This is a genomic window from Coprococcus eutactus, assembly GCF_001404675.1.
Lineage (GTDB): Bacteria > Bacillota > Clostridia > Lachnospirales > Lachnospiraceae > Coprococcus > Coprococcus aceti.
Genome location: NZ_CYXU01000006.1, coordinates 111,508 through 125,845 on the forward strand (window position 1 = coordinate 111,508; position 14,338 = coordinate 125,845).

The 14,338-nt window shown below is 44.1% G+C and carries 14 protein-coding genes; 1 reads left to right on the forward strand and 13 read right to left on the reverse strand.

Going from position 1 to position 14,338, the window contains the following annotated elements; translation table 11 throughout:
* From ARA78_RS11595 to ARA78_RS11630, 8 genes are all read right to left on the reverse strand, one after another.
* Entirely contained in the window at positions 1-675 is a 675-nt protein-coding gene (locus tag ARA78_RS11595; protein ID WP_022216635.1) for a response regulator transcription factor, read from the reverse strand.
* Between the two features lie 93 nt (positions 676-768).
* Positions 769-2,541 carry a Na/Pi cotransporter family protein gene (locus ARA78_RS11600; RefSeq protein WP_055146525.1) on the reverse strand — a complete coding sequence of 591 codons (1,773 nt, stop codon included), beginning with the start codon at positions 2,539-2,541 and terminating at the stop codon, positions 769-771.
* Positions 2,542-2,768: 227 nt separating this feature from the next.
* Positions 2,769-3,029 (reverse strand): hypothetical protein, encoded by a 261-nt coding sequence (locus ARA78_RS11605; protein WP_022216633.1) that lies wholly within the window; start codon positions 3,027-3,029, stop codon positions 2,769-2,771.
* 33 nt (positions 3,030-3,062) lie between these two features.
* Complete coding sequence (gene phoU / locus ARA78_RS11610; protein WP_055273752.1) at positions 3,063-3,707, reverse strand: phosphate signaling complex protein PhoU; 645 nt, start codon at positions 3,705-3,707, stop codon at positions 3,063-3,065.
* A gap of 10 nt (positions 3,708-3,717) precedes the next feature.
* Positions 3,718-4,476, reverse strand: a complete 759-nt coding sequence (gene pstB / locus ARA78_RS11615) for a phosphate ABC transporter ATP-binding protein PstB (protein ID WP_015533778.1) — start codon at positions 4,474-4,476, stop codon at positions 3,718-3,720.
* Between the two features lie 175 nt (positions 4,477-4,651).
* Positions 4,652-5,656, reverse strand: a complete 1,005-nt coding sequence (gene pstA, locus ARA78_RS11620; protein WP_242849719.1) for a phosphate ABC transporter permease PstA — start codon at positions 5,654-5,656, stop codon at positions 4,652-4,654.
* Positions 5,657-6,508 carry a phosphate ABC transporter permease subunit PstC gene (gene pstC / locus ARA78_RS11625; RefSeq protein ID WP_015533776.1) on the reverse strand — a complete coding sequence of 284 codons (852 nt, stop codon included), beginning with the start codon at positions 6,506-6,508 and terminating at the stop codon, positions 5,657-5,659. It lies immediately after the preceding gene.
* A 7-nt stretch (positions 6,509-6,515) separates the two neighbouring features.
* On the reverse strand, positions 6,516-7,409 hold the full coding sequence (locus tag ARA78_RS11630; RefSeq protein WP_055273754.1) for a substrate-binding domain-containing protein: 894 nt from the start codon (positions 7,407-7,409) through the stop codon (positions 6,516-6,518).
* 333 nt (positions 7,410-7,742) lie between these two features.
* On the opposite strand from ARA78_RS11630, the gene tsaA reads away from it, so the two are divergent.
* The gene (gene tsaA, locus ARA78_RS11635) at positions 7,743-8,456 is read left to right on the forward strand and encodes a tRNA (N6-threonylcarbamoyladenosine(37)-N6)-methyltransferase TrmO (protein ID WP_055273756.1); all 714 of its coding nucleotides are present in this window, start codon (positions 7,743-7,745) and stop codon (positions 8,454-8,456) included.
* 14 nt (positions 8,457-8,470) lie between these two features.
* Here the strand turns inward: tsaA and ARA78_RS11640 are convergent, their stop codons facing one another.
* From ARA78_RS11640 to ppk1, 5 genes are all read right to left on the reverse strand, one after another.
* Positions 8,471-9,244 carry an aminotransferase class IV gene (locus ARA78_RS11640; protein ID WP_055273758.1) on the reverse strand — a complete coding sequence of 258 codons (774 nt, stop codon included), beginning with the start codon at positions 9,242-9,244 and terminating at the stop codon, positions 8,471-8,473.
* A gap of 34 nt (positions 9,245-9,278) precedes the next feature.
* Positions 9,279-10,682 (reverse strand): aminodeoxychorismate synthase component I, encoded by a 1,404-nt coding sequence (gene pabB / locus ARA78_RS11645; protein WP_055273760.1) that lies wholly within the window; start codon positions 10,680-10,682, stop codon positions 9,279-9,281.
* Between the two features lie 10 nt (positions 10,683-10,692).
* Positions 10,693-11,277, reverse strand: a complete 585-nt coding sequence (locus ARA78_RS11650) for an anthranilate synthase component II (RefSeq protein WP_015533771.1) — start codon at positions 11,275-11,277, stop codon at positions 10,693-10,695.
* A gap of 189 nt (positions 11,278-11,466) precedes the next feature.
* The gene (locus tag ARA78_RS11655) at positions 11,467-12,210 is read right to left on the reverse strand and encodes an EAL domain-containing protein (RefSeq protein ID WP_055280561.1); all 744 of its coding nucleotides are present in this window, start codon (positions 12,208-12,210) and stop codon (positions 11,467-11,469) included.
* Positions 12,211-12,229: 19 nt separating this feature from the next.
* Positions 12,230-14,299: a polyphosphate kinase 1 gene (ppk1, locus tag ARA78_RS11660; RefSeq protein WP_055273785.1), complete on the reverse strand. Its 2,070-nt coding sequence runs from the start codon at positions 14,297-14,299 to the stop codon at positions 12,230-12,232.
* Positions 14,300-14,338 lie beyond the last annotated feature (39 nt).

Below are 14,338 nucleotides of genomic sequence, written 5' to 3' on the forward strand. Positions count from 1 at the left end.
CTACTCCATCTTATACCCTACATTTCTAACCGTCTTTATCATATTACCTGCTTCGCCAAGCTTCTGTCTCAAAGTCTTGATATGCATATCAAGGGTTCTGGATTCGCCCTCGTAATCCGTTCCCCACACATCCGACATAATCGTGTCTCTGTGAAGGACTATTCCTGCATTAACCATGAGAAGCTTTAAGAGTTCAAACTCCTTGAAGGTAAGCTCACACAACTCACCGCCCACATGCACCTCGCGTCTCTCTGAATCAAGGGTTATATCCCCGAGTACCATCTGCTTGTCATCCTGCAGCGCCCTGCTTCTTCTGAGCAGCGCCTTGACTCTGGATATGAGCTCCATCACGCCAAATGGCTTGGTGAGGTAATCATCCGCTCCTATATCCAAGCCCTTGACCTTGTCAAGCTCTGTAGTCTTGGCTGTCACAAGGATAATCGGAACTCTGACAGTATCAGGTCTGCTCCTGAGCTTCTTCACAATTTCAAGACCATCCATGTCTGGGAGCATGATATCCAGGAGTACCAGATCAGGGACCTTCTCCGCAGACCTTGAGAAGAAGGATTTCGCATTCTCAAACTCCTCCACCGCATATCCGCTGTTTTTCAGAGCAAACATCTCTATCTCTCTTATATTCTTATCGTCTTCTACAATATAAATATGTACTGCCATTTTGTCTCCTTTCCCTGTGTAATACCACTTTCATTTACATGCGTATTGCAATTTTATTTTTATCATTATTTTTTTATTTATACGTGCCAGATATCACTTCAGCTTGTACATCTCTCTGTAATATGTGTACATGCTCTGGAAATCTATGTTGGAATCCTTCTTCATGTTATCCAGATATTCATGTGTATCAAAGTTATCTGATTTTAACTGAAGCATTGCCACCGCCACGTTGGAACAGTGATCTGCAACTCTCTCATAGTTGTTGATAAGATTCTCCAGTGATATTCCGAGCTCAATGGTACATTTCCCCTTCTGAAGTCTCTTGATATGCTGCTTCTTAACCGCGCTGTTGAGCTCATTGATGGCTTCCTCAAGCGGCTCCACATGGGATGCCTCCTGAAGGTCTTCTTTGTCGTAAGCCTCCACAGTCATGCTGACTATGTTCTGAACTGCATCCTTGTATACACCCAGCTCTGACTTTGCCTTTTCTGAGAAGGACGCGCCCGCCTCATTCATCTTCCTGCATATATCCGCTATGGTTATGGCGTGATCCGACATTCTCTCAAGATCACCTATGACATGAAGTCCGATCGATACCTTCTGGCTATCCTCATGGGAGAGCTCCTTGCTGCTGAGCTTTACCATATAAGAACCGACCTCATCCTCATAGGTATCTATGATGCCCTCAAGATCCTCAACCTTATCCCTGACCGCTTCATCATAATTATCAACCAGTGACAGTGCCATATCAACACTGTTCTTTGAAAGCTGAGCCATGTATTTTACGACCTCTATACAGTGTCCAACAGCAAATGCTGGTTTCTCAAGGAATCTGGCATCCAGACGCTTGAGCATCTCCAGCTCTGCAGGAGTATTTTTCTCCACCTCATCCTTATCTCTGACAGTGAGCGTTGCAAGCTTCTCAAGTCCGCCTGAGAACGGAAGCAGAAGAAGTGTCGCTGCAACGTTGAACACACTGTGTACAACAGCTATACCAGCTGCATTCGCTGAATCATTCAGGAACTGGAAGTGTACAAATGAATTGACCGTGTAGAACACCACCATGAACACGACTGTTCCTATGATGTTGAAGTACAGATGCACAAACGCAGCTCTCTTGGCATTCTTCTTGGTTCCTATACATGATATCAGTGCCGTTACACAGGTTCCTATGTTCTGACCCATGATGATTGGGATCGCCGTCCCAAATGACACAGCCCCGGTTGCACACAGCGCCTGGAGTATACCTACAGACGCCGAAGAACTCTGTATGATAGCTGTTATCAACATTCCCACAAGCATTCCAAGGAATGGATTGGAGAACATGGTGAGTATATTCGTAAATTCCGGTACATCCTTAAGCGGAGCAACCGCACCGCTCATCATCTCCATACCAAACATGAGCACTGTAAATCCAAGAAGGATTCCACCTATATCGTGCTTCTTCTCAGACTTGGTGAACATGAGGAATATTATTCCTATTACTGCGAGTATAGGTGAAAAGGATGAGGGTTTCAACATATTAATAAATATATTGTCACTCTGTATTCCTGTAAGGCTGAGTATCCATGATGTTACTGTTGTTCCTATATTTGCACCCATGATGATACCCACTGCCTGTCTCAGCTTCATGATGCCTGAGTTTACAAGTCCAACCACCATAACTGTGGTCGCCGATGATGACTGGATCACTCCTGTCACCGCGGCGCCCAGCAGAACACCCTTTATAGGTGTGGATGTGAGTTTTTCCAGTATCTTCTCCAGCTTACCGCCAGCCGTCTTGGCAAGGCCATCTCCCATCACGTTCATTCCATACAGGAACATTGCAAGTCCGCCCAGAAGGGATAACACATTGAAAATATCCATATTTTTTGTCTCCTTATTACATTTCCAATTACTTCTGTATAAGGACTTGTATACACAATATCCCTTTTACAGCGTCTGTTTTATCAGAGTCTATTGTAAAAGGGATATGTAAAATGTGAGATATGTGTATGTAAAATCTGTGTAAATTTAAAATCTATGTAAAATCCTGCAAAATATTTGGCACAGTTTTGTGGTATCACATAGACCTTTTTTCTGTTTTCATCTGTTTATTTGCTTCCCAGAGGCTCATTTATGAGCAGATACACCGCACTTCCAAGCATTCCTACCAGGAACATGCCATAGCCGCCACATATGAACATCAGCTTTGCTAATGATACATCTCCCAGCACAGGGATCATGTGGAGCAGCAATGCTGCAGCACATCCCGCAAGTCCGCACACCACCATGCTGACTGTTATGAAAAGTTTCATATTGCCTATACCTGTTATGTGTGACAGTTCATTTATCTTCGTACATACCCACTTCATAGAAATCACCTCTTTTCGTCCATGACTCAATCATCAGTCTACATGTTCTCCTGTTATTGAGAAGTGGACCCACTCTGATATATTCGTTGCGTGATCGCCAATCCTCTCAAGATACTTGGCAACCATAAGAAGGTCACAAGCCTGCTCTCCATCATCCGGATTCTCATGTATCATTGTGATGAGTTCATTCTTGACCTTGTCAAAAAGATCATCGACGACATCGTCATGCTCTATTACACTCTTTGCCTTTTTCTCATCTGCGTTGACATATGCCTCTATGCTTGATACCAGCATGACGATCGTCTCTTTTGCCATCTGCTGTATGTGCTCAAGCTTCTTTATATATGGTGTGCCAGCCATGCGCAGTGTGAGTTCTGATATATCTGAGGCGTGATCTCCGATCCTCTCCATATCCGTTATCATCTTGAGTGCTGCGGATATATTTCTCATATCCCCGGCAACCGGCTGCTGGGTAAGGAACAGCTTGAGGCACAGATTCTCAATCTCTCTCTCCTGATGGTCAATGGCATCATCCGCCTCGATCGCCTTCTTTGCGAGCTCTGTGTCCTGGGCCACGAGAGCCTTGATCGCTGTCTCGATTGCCTGCTCGATCATAGTTCCCATCTCTATCATCTCTGCGTGAAGCTTTCTAAGCTGCATCTCATATTTGTCTCTCATCATGTCCCTCCTAACCAAATCTACCGGTGATGTAATCCTCTGTACGCTTATCAGCCGGCTTGCTGAACATCTTTTCTGTCTCTGCGTACTCAACAACCTCTCCGAGAAGGAAGAACGCTGTGTTGTCCGCAACTCTGGTTGCCTGCTGCATGTTATGCGTAACCATGATAATGGTGTAATTGTCCTTCAGTTCAAGTACCAGGTCCTCTATCTTGGATGTCGATATAGGATCAAGGGCCGATGTAGGCTCATCCATGAGAAGTACCTCAGGCTCCACTGCCAGTGCTCTGGCTATACAGAGCCTCTGCTGCTGACCACCAGAAAGACCCAGGGCTGATTTCTTCAGTCTGTCCTTGAGCTCATCCCATATGGCTGCCTGTCTGAGAGATCTCTCAACTATCTCATCAAGCTTTGCACGGTTTCTTATTCCATGGGTTCTTGGGCCATATGCTATATTGTCATACACGCTCATCGGAAATGGATTTGGCTGCTGGAATACCATTCCAACTCTTTTTCTCAAAAGGTTAATATCCATTCCGCTGTATATGTCCTCTCCATCAAGCCTCACATCACCTGTTATCTTACAGCCCTCTACCAGATCATTCATTCTGTTGAGTGACTTGAGAAATGTTGACTTTCCACAACCTGATGGTCCAATAAATGCTGTAACCTCATTTGACGGAATATCCATATCAATACCCTTAAGGGCATGGAACTTTCCATAATAGAGGTTAAGATTTTTAACGCTGAACTTAACGTTATTATTCATCTATTTTTCTCCATTCTTAACATCAAATGCGAATCGTTACATCATTTGTATTGTTATGATGTCTTTCTTTCACATCGCACCTTAATATTTTCTTTTCTAATTGCAGAAGCTCAATCGCTTCTGCCGGATATTGTAAGCACCTGCCAAGACTCTGATTCCAAAGCCCCAACACGTGTTAATTGGCCTTATCTGCGGCAACCTTTCCTGCAATCTTGTCTGACGCAAAGTTGATAAGCACCACAAGCACCAGAAGTACAACCGCTGTTGCATAACCCTGATCCGTGTGAAGTCCTTCTTTTGACAGAAGGTACATATGAACCGCCAGAGTTCTTGTTGAATCGGTAAGCTTTGTCGCCATCTTTGCAACCGATCCTGCTGTGTATATGAGTGCTGCCGTTTCGCCCACGATACGTCCTGTCGCAAGTATGATTCCTGACAGTATTCCAGGAACGGCACTTGGAAGCACTACTTTGAATACTGTTCTGAGCTTTCCGGCTCCCAGTCCAAAACTTCCTTCTCTATAAGACTTAGGCACTGCCATAAGTGCCTCCTCTGTGGTTCTCATTATGACCGGAAGAACCATTATCGCCAGGGTTAACGCACCTGATATGAGTGATAATCTAAGTCCACACGCATTTGTGAAAAACAGCATTCCAAATAGTCCGTATACGATCGAAGGTATTCCTGTAAGTGTCTCCGCTGTGATCCTCACTACCCCCACCAGCTTATTGCCAGTCTTTGCATATTCGACAAGATATATCGCTGCAAATATTCCTATCGGACCTGCTATCAGGAGGGACAGCAGCGTCATGTAAACCGTATTTATAAGTGCCGGTACCAGCGAACAGTTGTCCGATGTATATTCCCAGCTGAATATGTCCGCATTAAGATTTGGGATTCCCTTTACCAGTACATACACCAACAGAAATCCTATGGAGAGCACAGTTATGAGTGTCGCCAGATGTACAAAGATAAACATTATGAATGATCCCGGTCTCTTTCTGTACTCAGCCCATTTCTCAGACCATGTGCTCTTGTTTATAGCCTCTATGCTGTCCACATCAACTATGGATGAAGGATCGTCCTCAGGTGCCGTCTTTTTCGTGCTGATTATTGTATTTTTTGTTCTGTCATCGCCACATGCGACAAATGTCTTTATTCCTTCTACTCTCTCTGTCATCTATGCCACCGTCTTTCTCTTTATGATGGAGAACAGGAGGTTGATAATGAGTATGAATACGAACAGTACAACGCCCGTCGCTATCAGAGCCTGTCTGTGCAGGTCCGTCGCATATCCCATCTCCATTACTATATTTGTGGTGAGTGTTCTGACACCTCTCAGTATTCCGTCAGGCATATGGACCTGATTTCCAGCAACCATGATGACCGCCATAGTCTCTCCAACTGCACGGCCAACACCAAGGATAATCGCTGCCATAACTCCTGACTTTGCTGCAGGGACAACAGTCTTGAACACGCTTCGCTCATGTGTTGCTCCAAGTGCCAGGGCTCCCTGATAATATTTGTCAGGTACCGCTCTTATTGAGGTCTCTGATACACTGATGATAGTTGGAAGTATCATCATTCCAAGAAGTACTGATGCCGTGAGCATCGTATTTCCATTTACTCCAAATATGCTTCTCACCATCGGTACAAGCACACACATTCCAAAGAATCCATATACTACCGAAGGTATTCCGGCCATCAGATTGATAAATGGCTTTATAACTTTATATAATCTGTCGGGACAAAACTTTGCCAGATATATCGCTGTCAGAAGTCCTATCGGAACTCCAATTATCAGTGCTCCGGCTGTCACATATATACTTCCTAATATGAAAGGAAGAATGCCGTAGTACCCATTTGTAGGCTTCCAGACCTCACCAAGGGTGAAATCCCCGAAGCCTATCTCTTTAATGGCCGGTATTCCATTCACAAACAGGAACACACATATGAGTGCTACTGCTGCGATGGATACCAGTGCCGCTATCAGGAATACTACATGCATAATTGTTTCTTTAAGTTTATGCATAAGCTGATTACTTTACGTCCTCCCACTTTGCTGCTGAACCTGTGAATATGTCCTTGACCTGATCTACTGTGTAGTCCTCAGCAGGGTTGTTGTTATTTACTATAACTGCAATTCCGTCCATTGCTATTACTGTTGCCTTGAGACCAAGTGCTGTCTCTGTATCCTTGAGTTCACGTGATGCCATACCTATGTCGCATGTTCCATCTGATGTTGATGTGATACCTGTTGTTGAATCGCTCTCCTGAAGCTCGATGTCAGCGTTTGTGTTGATTGCCTTGTATGCCTCGATAAGTTTTTCCATAACAGGTGTTACTGAAGATGATCCTGCAACAACAATCTTGCCCTTTGGATTTGTTGAAGTAAATGCTCCGCTGTTTGCAACCTCGATGTACTTATTTGCTGAGATGATCTTCTGTCCATCCTCGCTCATGATGTAGTTGATGAAATCCTGTGCAACATCACTGATGCCATCCTTTGTAACGATGTTGAAAGGTCTTGAAAGTGTGTATGAACCATTGTTGATGTTCTCCTCACTTGCCTCAACTCCACCGATCTTGAGTGCCTTTACTGTATCGTTGAGTGCTCCGAGTGATATGTAACCGATTGCATAATCATCCCCTGCTACTGTTGTGAGTACGACCTCTGTGCTGTTGCATGTAATGGCATTTGTTGTTGTGTTGTCGACCTTATTGCCATCTGCATCCTTCTCCTCAACTCCTGTGAGCTCTACGAATGCTCCTCTTGTTCCTGAGCCTTCCTCTCTTGATACTACTGATATATCCTGTGCTGCATCGAATCCGCCATCTGCGCTCTTTGATGAATTATTTCCACAGCCTGCAAGGCTTCCTACCATAAGTGCTGCTCCAAGTGTAACTGCTAATACTTTCTTTAATCTAATCATTTTTCTTATCTCCTTACTTTGCCCATATTCTTTTATGGCTTGTAATGCATAACAAGTTTTCTTCAAAAACTTGCTGCATGTGCCGGTTATCTCTTGAACCGGTCTTTACAAATATTGTATTATTGGGGCATATCATTCTTTGCTTATGTCCCGGAAAAGAACTCGCGCGCCTTTTGTTCTTTTCTTTGAACTATAATAAATGGCATAAGTAAAATACATAACCAACGCTATGTAAATTGAATGTAAAGTCGGCGTTAATCAATGCATGCTGAATGTACAGCAAATAATCTGCCATAACTTATAAATTGCAACCAGAAAGTGGGATAAATATACATGACAAATACCAGTTTAGAAGTGATAGGATATGTGAGATGCGACTACAAAGAGAAGTTCGGGATTCCAAGGCAGAGCGGTCTGACAGGCCGCGCCGCCGCTTTTATAGAGATACTTCCACCGTACAATCAGGCAGAGGCGTTCAGAGGACTTGACGGATTCTCCCACATATGGCTGCTGTGGGACTTCTCCAGGGCTCACAAGAACGGTTTTACCGCAACAGTAAAACCCCCAAAGCTGGGCGGTAACCAGCGGATGGGGGTTTTTGCCACCAGATCACCTTTCAGGCCGAACAACATCGGACTGTCGTCGGTGAAGCTTCTGGACATTATATATAATGAAGAAACTGGCTGTGTACACGGGCTTGTGGTGTCAGGAGCCGATATACTGGATGGTACACCGGTGTACGACATCAAGCCTTATCTGCCATACACAGACAGCCACCCGGAGGCGACCGGGGGCTGGACGGACTCTCTTGATATTCCGGAGCTGTCAGTACGTTTCTCTGACGATATCGCCACCAAACTTGAAACGATATTTTCAAGTACACAGATCGAGGCCCTGAAAGAGATACTTGCGCAGGATCCAAGGCCTGGCTATCAGGATGAACCGAATAGACGCTATGGAATGCTGTACGGCGGATACGATATAAGGTTTACCATATCTGGTGACACTCTTACCATATGCGAAGTGGCTGAGCCCGGACCACAATGATACAAAAAGGCATTTTACCGGCATAAAGCTGAAAAATTATGATATTTTCTCATTATCATGGCTGTGACGTTCCTCTCCTCAAAGCTGATATTTCCCAGTAGTTTCACCGGCATGACCCCCATCAAGGAATTGGTCACAAAGCATTCCTGATACGATGACAGTTCATCAGGGAATATCACCGTCTGCGTGACCGCCTCTGATTCACAGATATACTCCCTTACTGTTCCAGGCAGAAGACCTGAGTCTATCGCAGGTGTGTATATCCTACCATCTCTCACCAAAAATATATTACTCACCGTACCCTCGCATATCTGTCCCTTTGTATTCAGGAAGATCCGTTCATCCATTCCAGCTTTGCCAGACCGCCTTTTTTCAAGAATGCAGTCTCCGTAATTCATGGTTTTATGATATACGAACGGCGATGTCTCATTTCTTCTAACATTACTTATGTCCATTGCAAACCCCCGTTCGTATATATCCGGGGTGTAAGGATTATCTCTCATTGAAAAAATCACATTTTCCTGAGTCAGCATGATCTTTAACGCACATCGCCTCATATGACCTGATCGATCTCTGTAATCATGCTCACTCATCCACTTTCTCAGATATTCCAGCACAGCTATCCTGTCTATGCCCCGTTCTGCTGGCATGCCAAGATCCAGGAATCTTGCAGCATCTTCCAGGCGTCTCAGATGCCTGTCAAGAAATATCGGCCTGCCGTCAACCACACTTATAGTTTCAAATGCTCCAAGACCAAATTGAAAGCAATCATCCATTTTTACATTCATTTTACATTTCTCCCATTTTCATCATTTTCAAATGCTACTGCAATGCACTGAGTATTGCTTTTGCCTTATCCCGTGTCTCTTCATACTCTGCACCAGGATCTGAATCGGCAGTAATACCGCCTCCAACGCCTAGATAATACCTGCCATTTCTGTACAATACAGTTCTTATCACTATATTAAAATCACATTTTCCATCCAATGTAATATAACCAATAGAGCCGGTGTAAATATTTCTCTTCCCACATTCAAGTTCATCTGTAATCTCCATAGCCCTGCGTTTCGGTGCCCCCGTAACAGAACCACCCGGAAATGCCGCAGTAAGAAGAGACATCACATCTTCCCCATCCTGCAGCATGCCTTCAACATTTGCCACCTGATGGAAAACAGTCGCATACTCTTCTATCGAAAACAGTTCAGTCACTTTTACGCTTCCTGGTCTGCACACATGGTTCAGGTCATTCCTCTCAAGATCTACAATCATCAGGAGTTCACTCTTTTCCTTCTGTGATTTCTCAAGCTCACCCCTGAGTGCCTCATCCTCCCTGTCAGTCTCTCCCCGTCTCCTCGTCCCCTTTATCGGCCGGGTGTACACACGACGATCCTTTATCTGCATAAACCGTTCAGGAGAGGCGCTCACTATCTGATAATCTCCCAGATCAAGATATCCACCAAATGGCGACGGATTGCTAACTCTCAGGTCATAAAACACGTCCAGAGGCTTTTTATCGCTGTCGACAACCATATGCCTTGTCAAATTTGCAACATATACATCCCCCTCGGTTATATAATCCTTCAGCCTTCTTATAGAGTTCTCATACTCTTCCCTGCTGCATTCTTCGTACACATTCAAGTTATACTTCTTCCTCTTTTGTACATCTTCACTCGTCCTGTCAATTATATTCCCACTTTCCCGATCATCCCTGCCGCAATACTTCTCTATATCATTCTCCATTACATCAATATTTGACTGTGCATCACCTGTCATACCATTTGCCACAAGATATGTCTCTTTTTTTAGGCAATCTTCAACAACAAAACAGTCATAGAATGTCATGACTGCCTCTGGAACAGACACAAGGTCTTCATTGATGGAATCAAGCCCCATCCTGTCCATTCCATAATCGTAGGATACATACCCTATCGCTCCTGATACGATTGGCAAATCCTCCGGGCTCTTATCCATATGCTGTACAAGATACTGTCTCATATATTCTTCAAATGTTATATTCTTTTCAGAATCTCCATTAACCTCAAATGTATCCCCATTCTTAACAAGCCTGAGATACGGGCATCTCCCGATGATCGAATAGTGTCCCAGATTATTCACAAGGGATGAGTCAAGAAATGCTATTCCTGTCTCATCCTCATATATTCCAAAAACATCAGCTGCACACACATATCTGTCAAGTTTTTTTACCACTCGCCTCATACTGCTCATATATGACTCCTTATCTGCAATTAAATTTCTCCGCCGCTATACAAAAATTATACAATATATCATGACCATACTCCGTAAGTACCGCTTCCGGATGAAACTGCACCCCGTACAACGGCAGCCTTCTGTGTGATATTCCCATAACTGCACCATCCTCGGATATAGCATCCACCTGGTAATCATCCGGCAGACTACTGCCATTTATTACCAATGAGTGGTACCTTGTGACATGAAAGCTTTCCGGCAGCCGCGCGAACAGACCTGTTCCACAGGTATGTATCTCTGTCACCTTTCCATGCATTGGCATCTTTCCTTTTTCAACAATGGCGCCCGCACAATACCCAAGTATCTGATGTCCAAGACAGACTCCAAGTATCGGAATTTTTCCCTTATACATGTTCACAACATCCACACACATTTTTGCCTCCCATGGCCGCCCAGGTCCCGGTGAAAGTATTATGCCCTCCGGCTCCAGATCTTCCACATCATGCAGAGATATCCGATCGCACCTTTTTACGGTCACACATCTTCCCATTTCCTCGAAATACGCCTTCAGGTTATACACAAATGAATCAAAATTGTCTATCATCAGATACATGCACTTCTCCTTATCCGCAATCACCATAAAACACAAAAAGGATAACAGCCGGCATGCCAAAGCATGCACAGTCGTTATCCTTTTCGGTCCGTAATCTGCACGTTATTTTTATCTTTGATTTTTACAGATTCTATCATATCTGTCCTCAGAAAGCAAATGTCCATATATATTCACTCTGAATCGTTATGATTACTCAGCAAAATGTACTCCCGGCGCATACAGATAGTAGCCCTGACCATATGCCACACCTATTCGTGCCGCGGTCTCAAGCTCTGCTTTAGTCTCTATGCCCTCTGCAACCAGCTTGATCCCTTTCTCCTCACAGAAATCTGCGAAATGTTTCACAAAGCTTCTCTGATACTCATTTGAATCTATATCCTTTATAAGTTCAATATCAAGCTTGATGTACTCCGGATGCAGCATACACACTCTGTTCATCCCTGCAAACTCAGCTCCGAAATCATCTATGGCTATATGAAATTCTTCATCCCGATAATGATTGACCGTCTCAGTGAATGTTGTCTCCTTCTTTATCCTGGTCCTCTCAGTCACCTCAAACACCACATCGTCAGGTGTCAGACCATACTTTTTCATCATATATCTTGTGGTTCCACTGCGGAACTTCGGATCAAGTATGACATTTGGATCAACATTTAAAAACAGCTTTTTCCCAGCCGGCATATACACCGCCTGCTTCAGAGCATTGCGGCGGCATACCGCCTCGAGTTCCCAGACCTTTCTGCACCTGCATGCCAGCTCAAACAGTTCACCTATTTCCATGCTGGAACCACCCAGTACTCTGGACAATGCTTCATAAGCAAATATATGTCCACTTCTAAGATCTACTATAGGCTGAAACACCGGGTATATCCGTTTATTTTTTATTATATCCTCAAGCTCCCTGATCTTTATCTTCTTATTTTTCATCATCATCCCTCACTATGTAATACATCTACTGACGTGCCCTCTCATAGGCATCTGCATACTGTATTTCCTGTGAGTTTATCTCTTCCACATCACGGTTCTGTTTCAAGTAGGTGCCATCAGGCTGCTGTATGCATGCCTGCATGTTATCCTTCATCATAAGTCCAAACATATCTCTGATACGCTGCTTGATCTTATCATCATATATAGGTGTAGCAACCTCCACACGGCGGAGAGTGTTACGTGTCATAAAATCTGCTGAAGCTATATATATCTTGTCTCTGTCAGGGGTTCCGAACATATATATTCTTGAATGCTCAAGGAAACGTCCAACAATACTTCTTATATGTATATTCTCCGTTTCCCCGGGGATTCCCGCCAGCAGACAGCATATTCCTCTTACTATAAGTTCAACCTTAACTCCCGCCTTCGATGCCTCAACCAGCTTGTCGATGATCTTCTTGTCAGTGAGAGAATTGATCTTAACACCGATATACGCAGGCTGACCATCCTTTGCTATGGTTATCTCATCATCTATCATCTTGATGACCGGAGCCTGCAGGCATTCAGGAGCCACAAGCAGGTGATCAGCATGGCTGACTGTATTGCCGATGAGGATTGACTGGAACACTTTCATGGCATCCTTACCAATATCCTCATTTGCAGTCATAAGTGACAGATCTGTGTAGAGTCTCGATGTCTTCTCATTGTAATTGCCCGTTCCTATCTGTGTTATGTATTGGATCCTGCCTCCATCCTTTCTGGTTATAAGACAAAGCTTTGAGTGTACCTTGAGACCATCCACACCATACACAACATGACAGCCCGCGTCCTCGAGGGTACGGCTCCACTCTATGTTATTTTCCTCATCAAATCTTGCCTTGAGTTCCACAAGTACCTCAACCTGCTTACCGTTCTCAGCAGCTTCAACAAGAGCCTCCACCACCTTGGAGTTCTTTGCCAGACGGTAAAGTGTCATCCTGATTGCATTTACCTTTGGATCTCTTGCTGCCTCCTGAAGGAGATTCAGGAACGGTCTGATGCTCTCATACGGATATGAGAGAAGCACATCCTTCTCAAGTATCTGAGGTATAAGTGGCTTCATCACATCAAGATCCGGTGACTGCTGTGACACTCTCTTCTCAAAGAACAGCTCCTGTCTGTCCCTGAGCTTATCCTGTATCTGGAATACAAATGACAGATCCAGCGGAGATTTTGAATAAAATACATGTTTTTCGTCAAGCTCACAGTAATCACACACCTCGCCCACCATCTTCTGTGATATATCTCTTGTAAATTCTATTCTGACCGGAGCAAGTTTCTTTCTAAGCTTAACAACCTGCTCCATCTGATCTCTATAGTTGAGGTCTTCATCATACACCTTGCTCACGTCGATATCGGCATTTCTGGTGATCCTCATGAGGGTCTTCTCCTGAACCTTGTAGCCCTTGAAAAGCCCTGGAGCATAGTGAAGGATAAGCTCCTCCAAAAGTATATAGGTTCCCGGCACACCCGGAAGTGCGACAAGTCTTGGAAGCATTCCGCTCTCGCAAGGTATGATACCGAGTTTCTTCTTGCCCTTTCTCTCAAGTATGGCAAGGGCATATATCTCTCTGTTCTTGAGGAATGGGAATGGCTGTTTTCTTCCAACGATCATCACTGATAGCAGCGGAAGTATCTCCTGCGCAAAATAACTGTCAAGATACTTTGCGTCAGCCTTTGACAGGTCTGCATATCGTACCAGTCTAAAGCCCTCCGGCTCAACATCTTTCATGAGATTCTCATATATGTTGTCTTTGATCGCATTGAGCTTTGTGACATTCTCAAGGATAGCATCAATCTGCTCCTGTGGACTGAGCTTTGTCTTATTCTCCCTCTGATCTCCGGTCAAAAGTTTCTGATCCTCCAGAGAACCAACTCTCACCATGAAGAATTCATCAAGATTTGACTGATATATTGCCAGAAATGACAATTTCTCGCAAAGCGGTGAATTCTCATTCTGTGCCTCCTCCAGCACACGCTCATTAAACTTGAGCCATGAAATCTCTCTGTTGACGTATACGCCCTTTATTGTACTTATATTTGTCTCCTGTGCCATCTCTTCATATTCTCCTTTTCTGTTCTTTATTATTTTTAT

Excerpts from the sequence above, each read along its gene's own strand:
- ARA78_RS11595 (WP_022216635.1), bottom strand. The coding sequence starts at position 675 with ATGGCAGTACATATTTATATTGTAGAAGACGATAAGAATATAAGAGAG.
- pstA (WP_242849719.1), bottom strand. The coding sequence starts at position 5,656 with ATGACAGAGAGAGTAGAAGGAATAAAGACATTTGTCGCATGTGGCGAT.
- tsaA (WP_055273756.1), top strand. The coding sequence starts at position 7,743 with ATGACAAATACCAGTTTAGAAGTGATAGGATATGTGAGATGCGACTAC.
- pstC (WP_015533776.1), bottom strand. The coding sequence starts at position 6,508 with ATGCATAAACTTAAAGAAACAATTATGCATGTAGTATTCCTGATAGCG.
- ARA78_RS11600 (WP_055146525.1), bottom strand. The coding sequence starts at position 2,541 with ATGGATATTTTCAATGTGTTATCCCTTCTGGGCGGACTTGCAATGTTC.
- pstB (WP_015533778.1), bottom strand. The coding sequence starts at position 4,476 with ATGAATAATAACGTTAAGTTCAGCGTTAAAAATCTTAACCTCTATTAT.
- ARA78_RS11655 (WP_055280561.1), bottom strand. The coding sequence starts at position 12,210 with ATGATGATGAAAAATAAGAAGATAAAGATCAGGGAGCTTGAGGATATA.
- pabB (WP_055273760.1), bottom strand. The coding sequence starts at position 10,682 with ATGAGCAGTATGAGGCGAGTGGTAAAAAAACTTGACAGATATGTGTGT.
- ARA78_RS11650 (WP_015533771.1), bottom strand. The coding sequence starts at position 11,277 with ATGTATCTGATGATAGACAATTTTGATTCATTTGTGTATAACCTGAAG.
- ARA78_RS11605 (WP_022216633.1), bottom strand. The coding sequence starts at position 3,029 with ATGAAGTGGGTATGTACGAAGATAAATGAACTGTCACACATAACAGGT.
- ppk1 (WP_055273785.1), bottom strand. The coding sequence starts at position 14,299 with ATGGCACAGGAGACAAATATAAGTACAATAAAGGGCGTATACGTCAAC.
- ARA78_RS11630 (WP_055273754.1), bottom strand. The coding sequence starts at position 7,409 with ATGATTAGATTAAAGAAAGTATTAGCAGTTACACTTGGAGCAGCACTT.
- ARA78_RS11640 (WP_055273758.1), bottom strand. The coding sequence starts at position 9,244 with ATGAATGTAAAAATGGATGATTGCTTTCAATTTGGTCTTGGAGCATTT.
- phoU (WP_055273752.1), bottom strand. The coding sequence starts at position 3,707 with ATGAGAGACAAATATGAGATGCAGCTTAGAAAGCTTCACGCAGAGATG.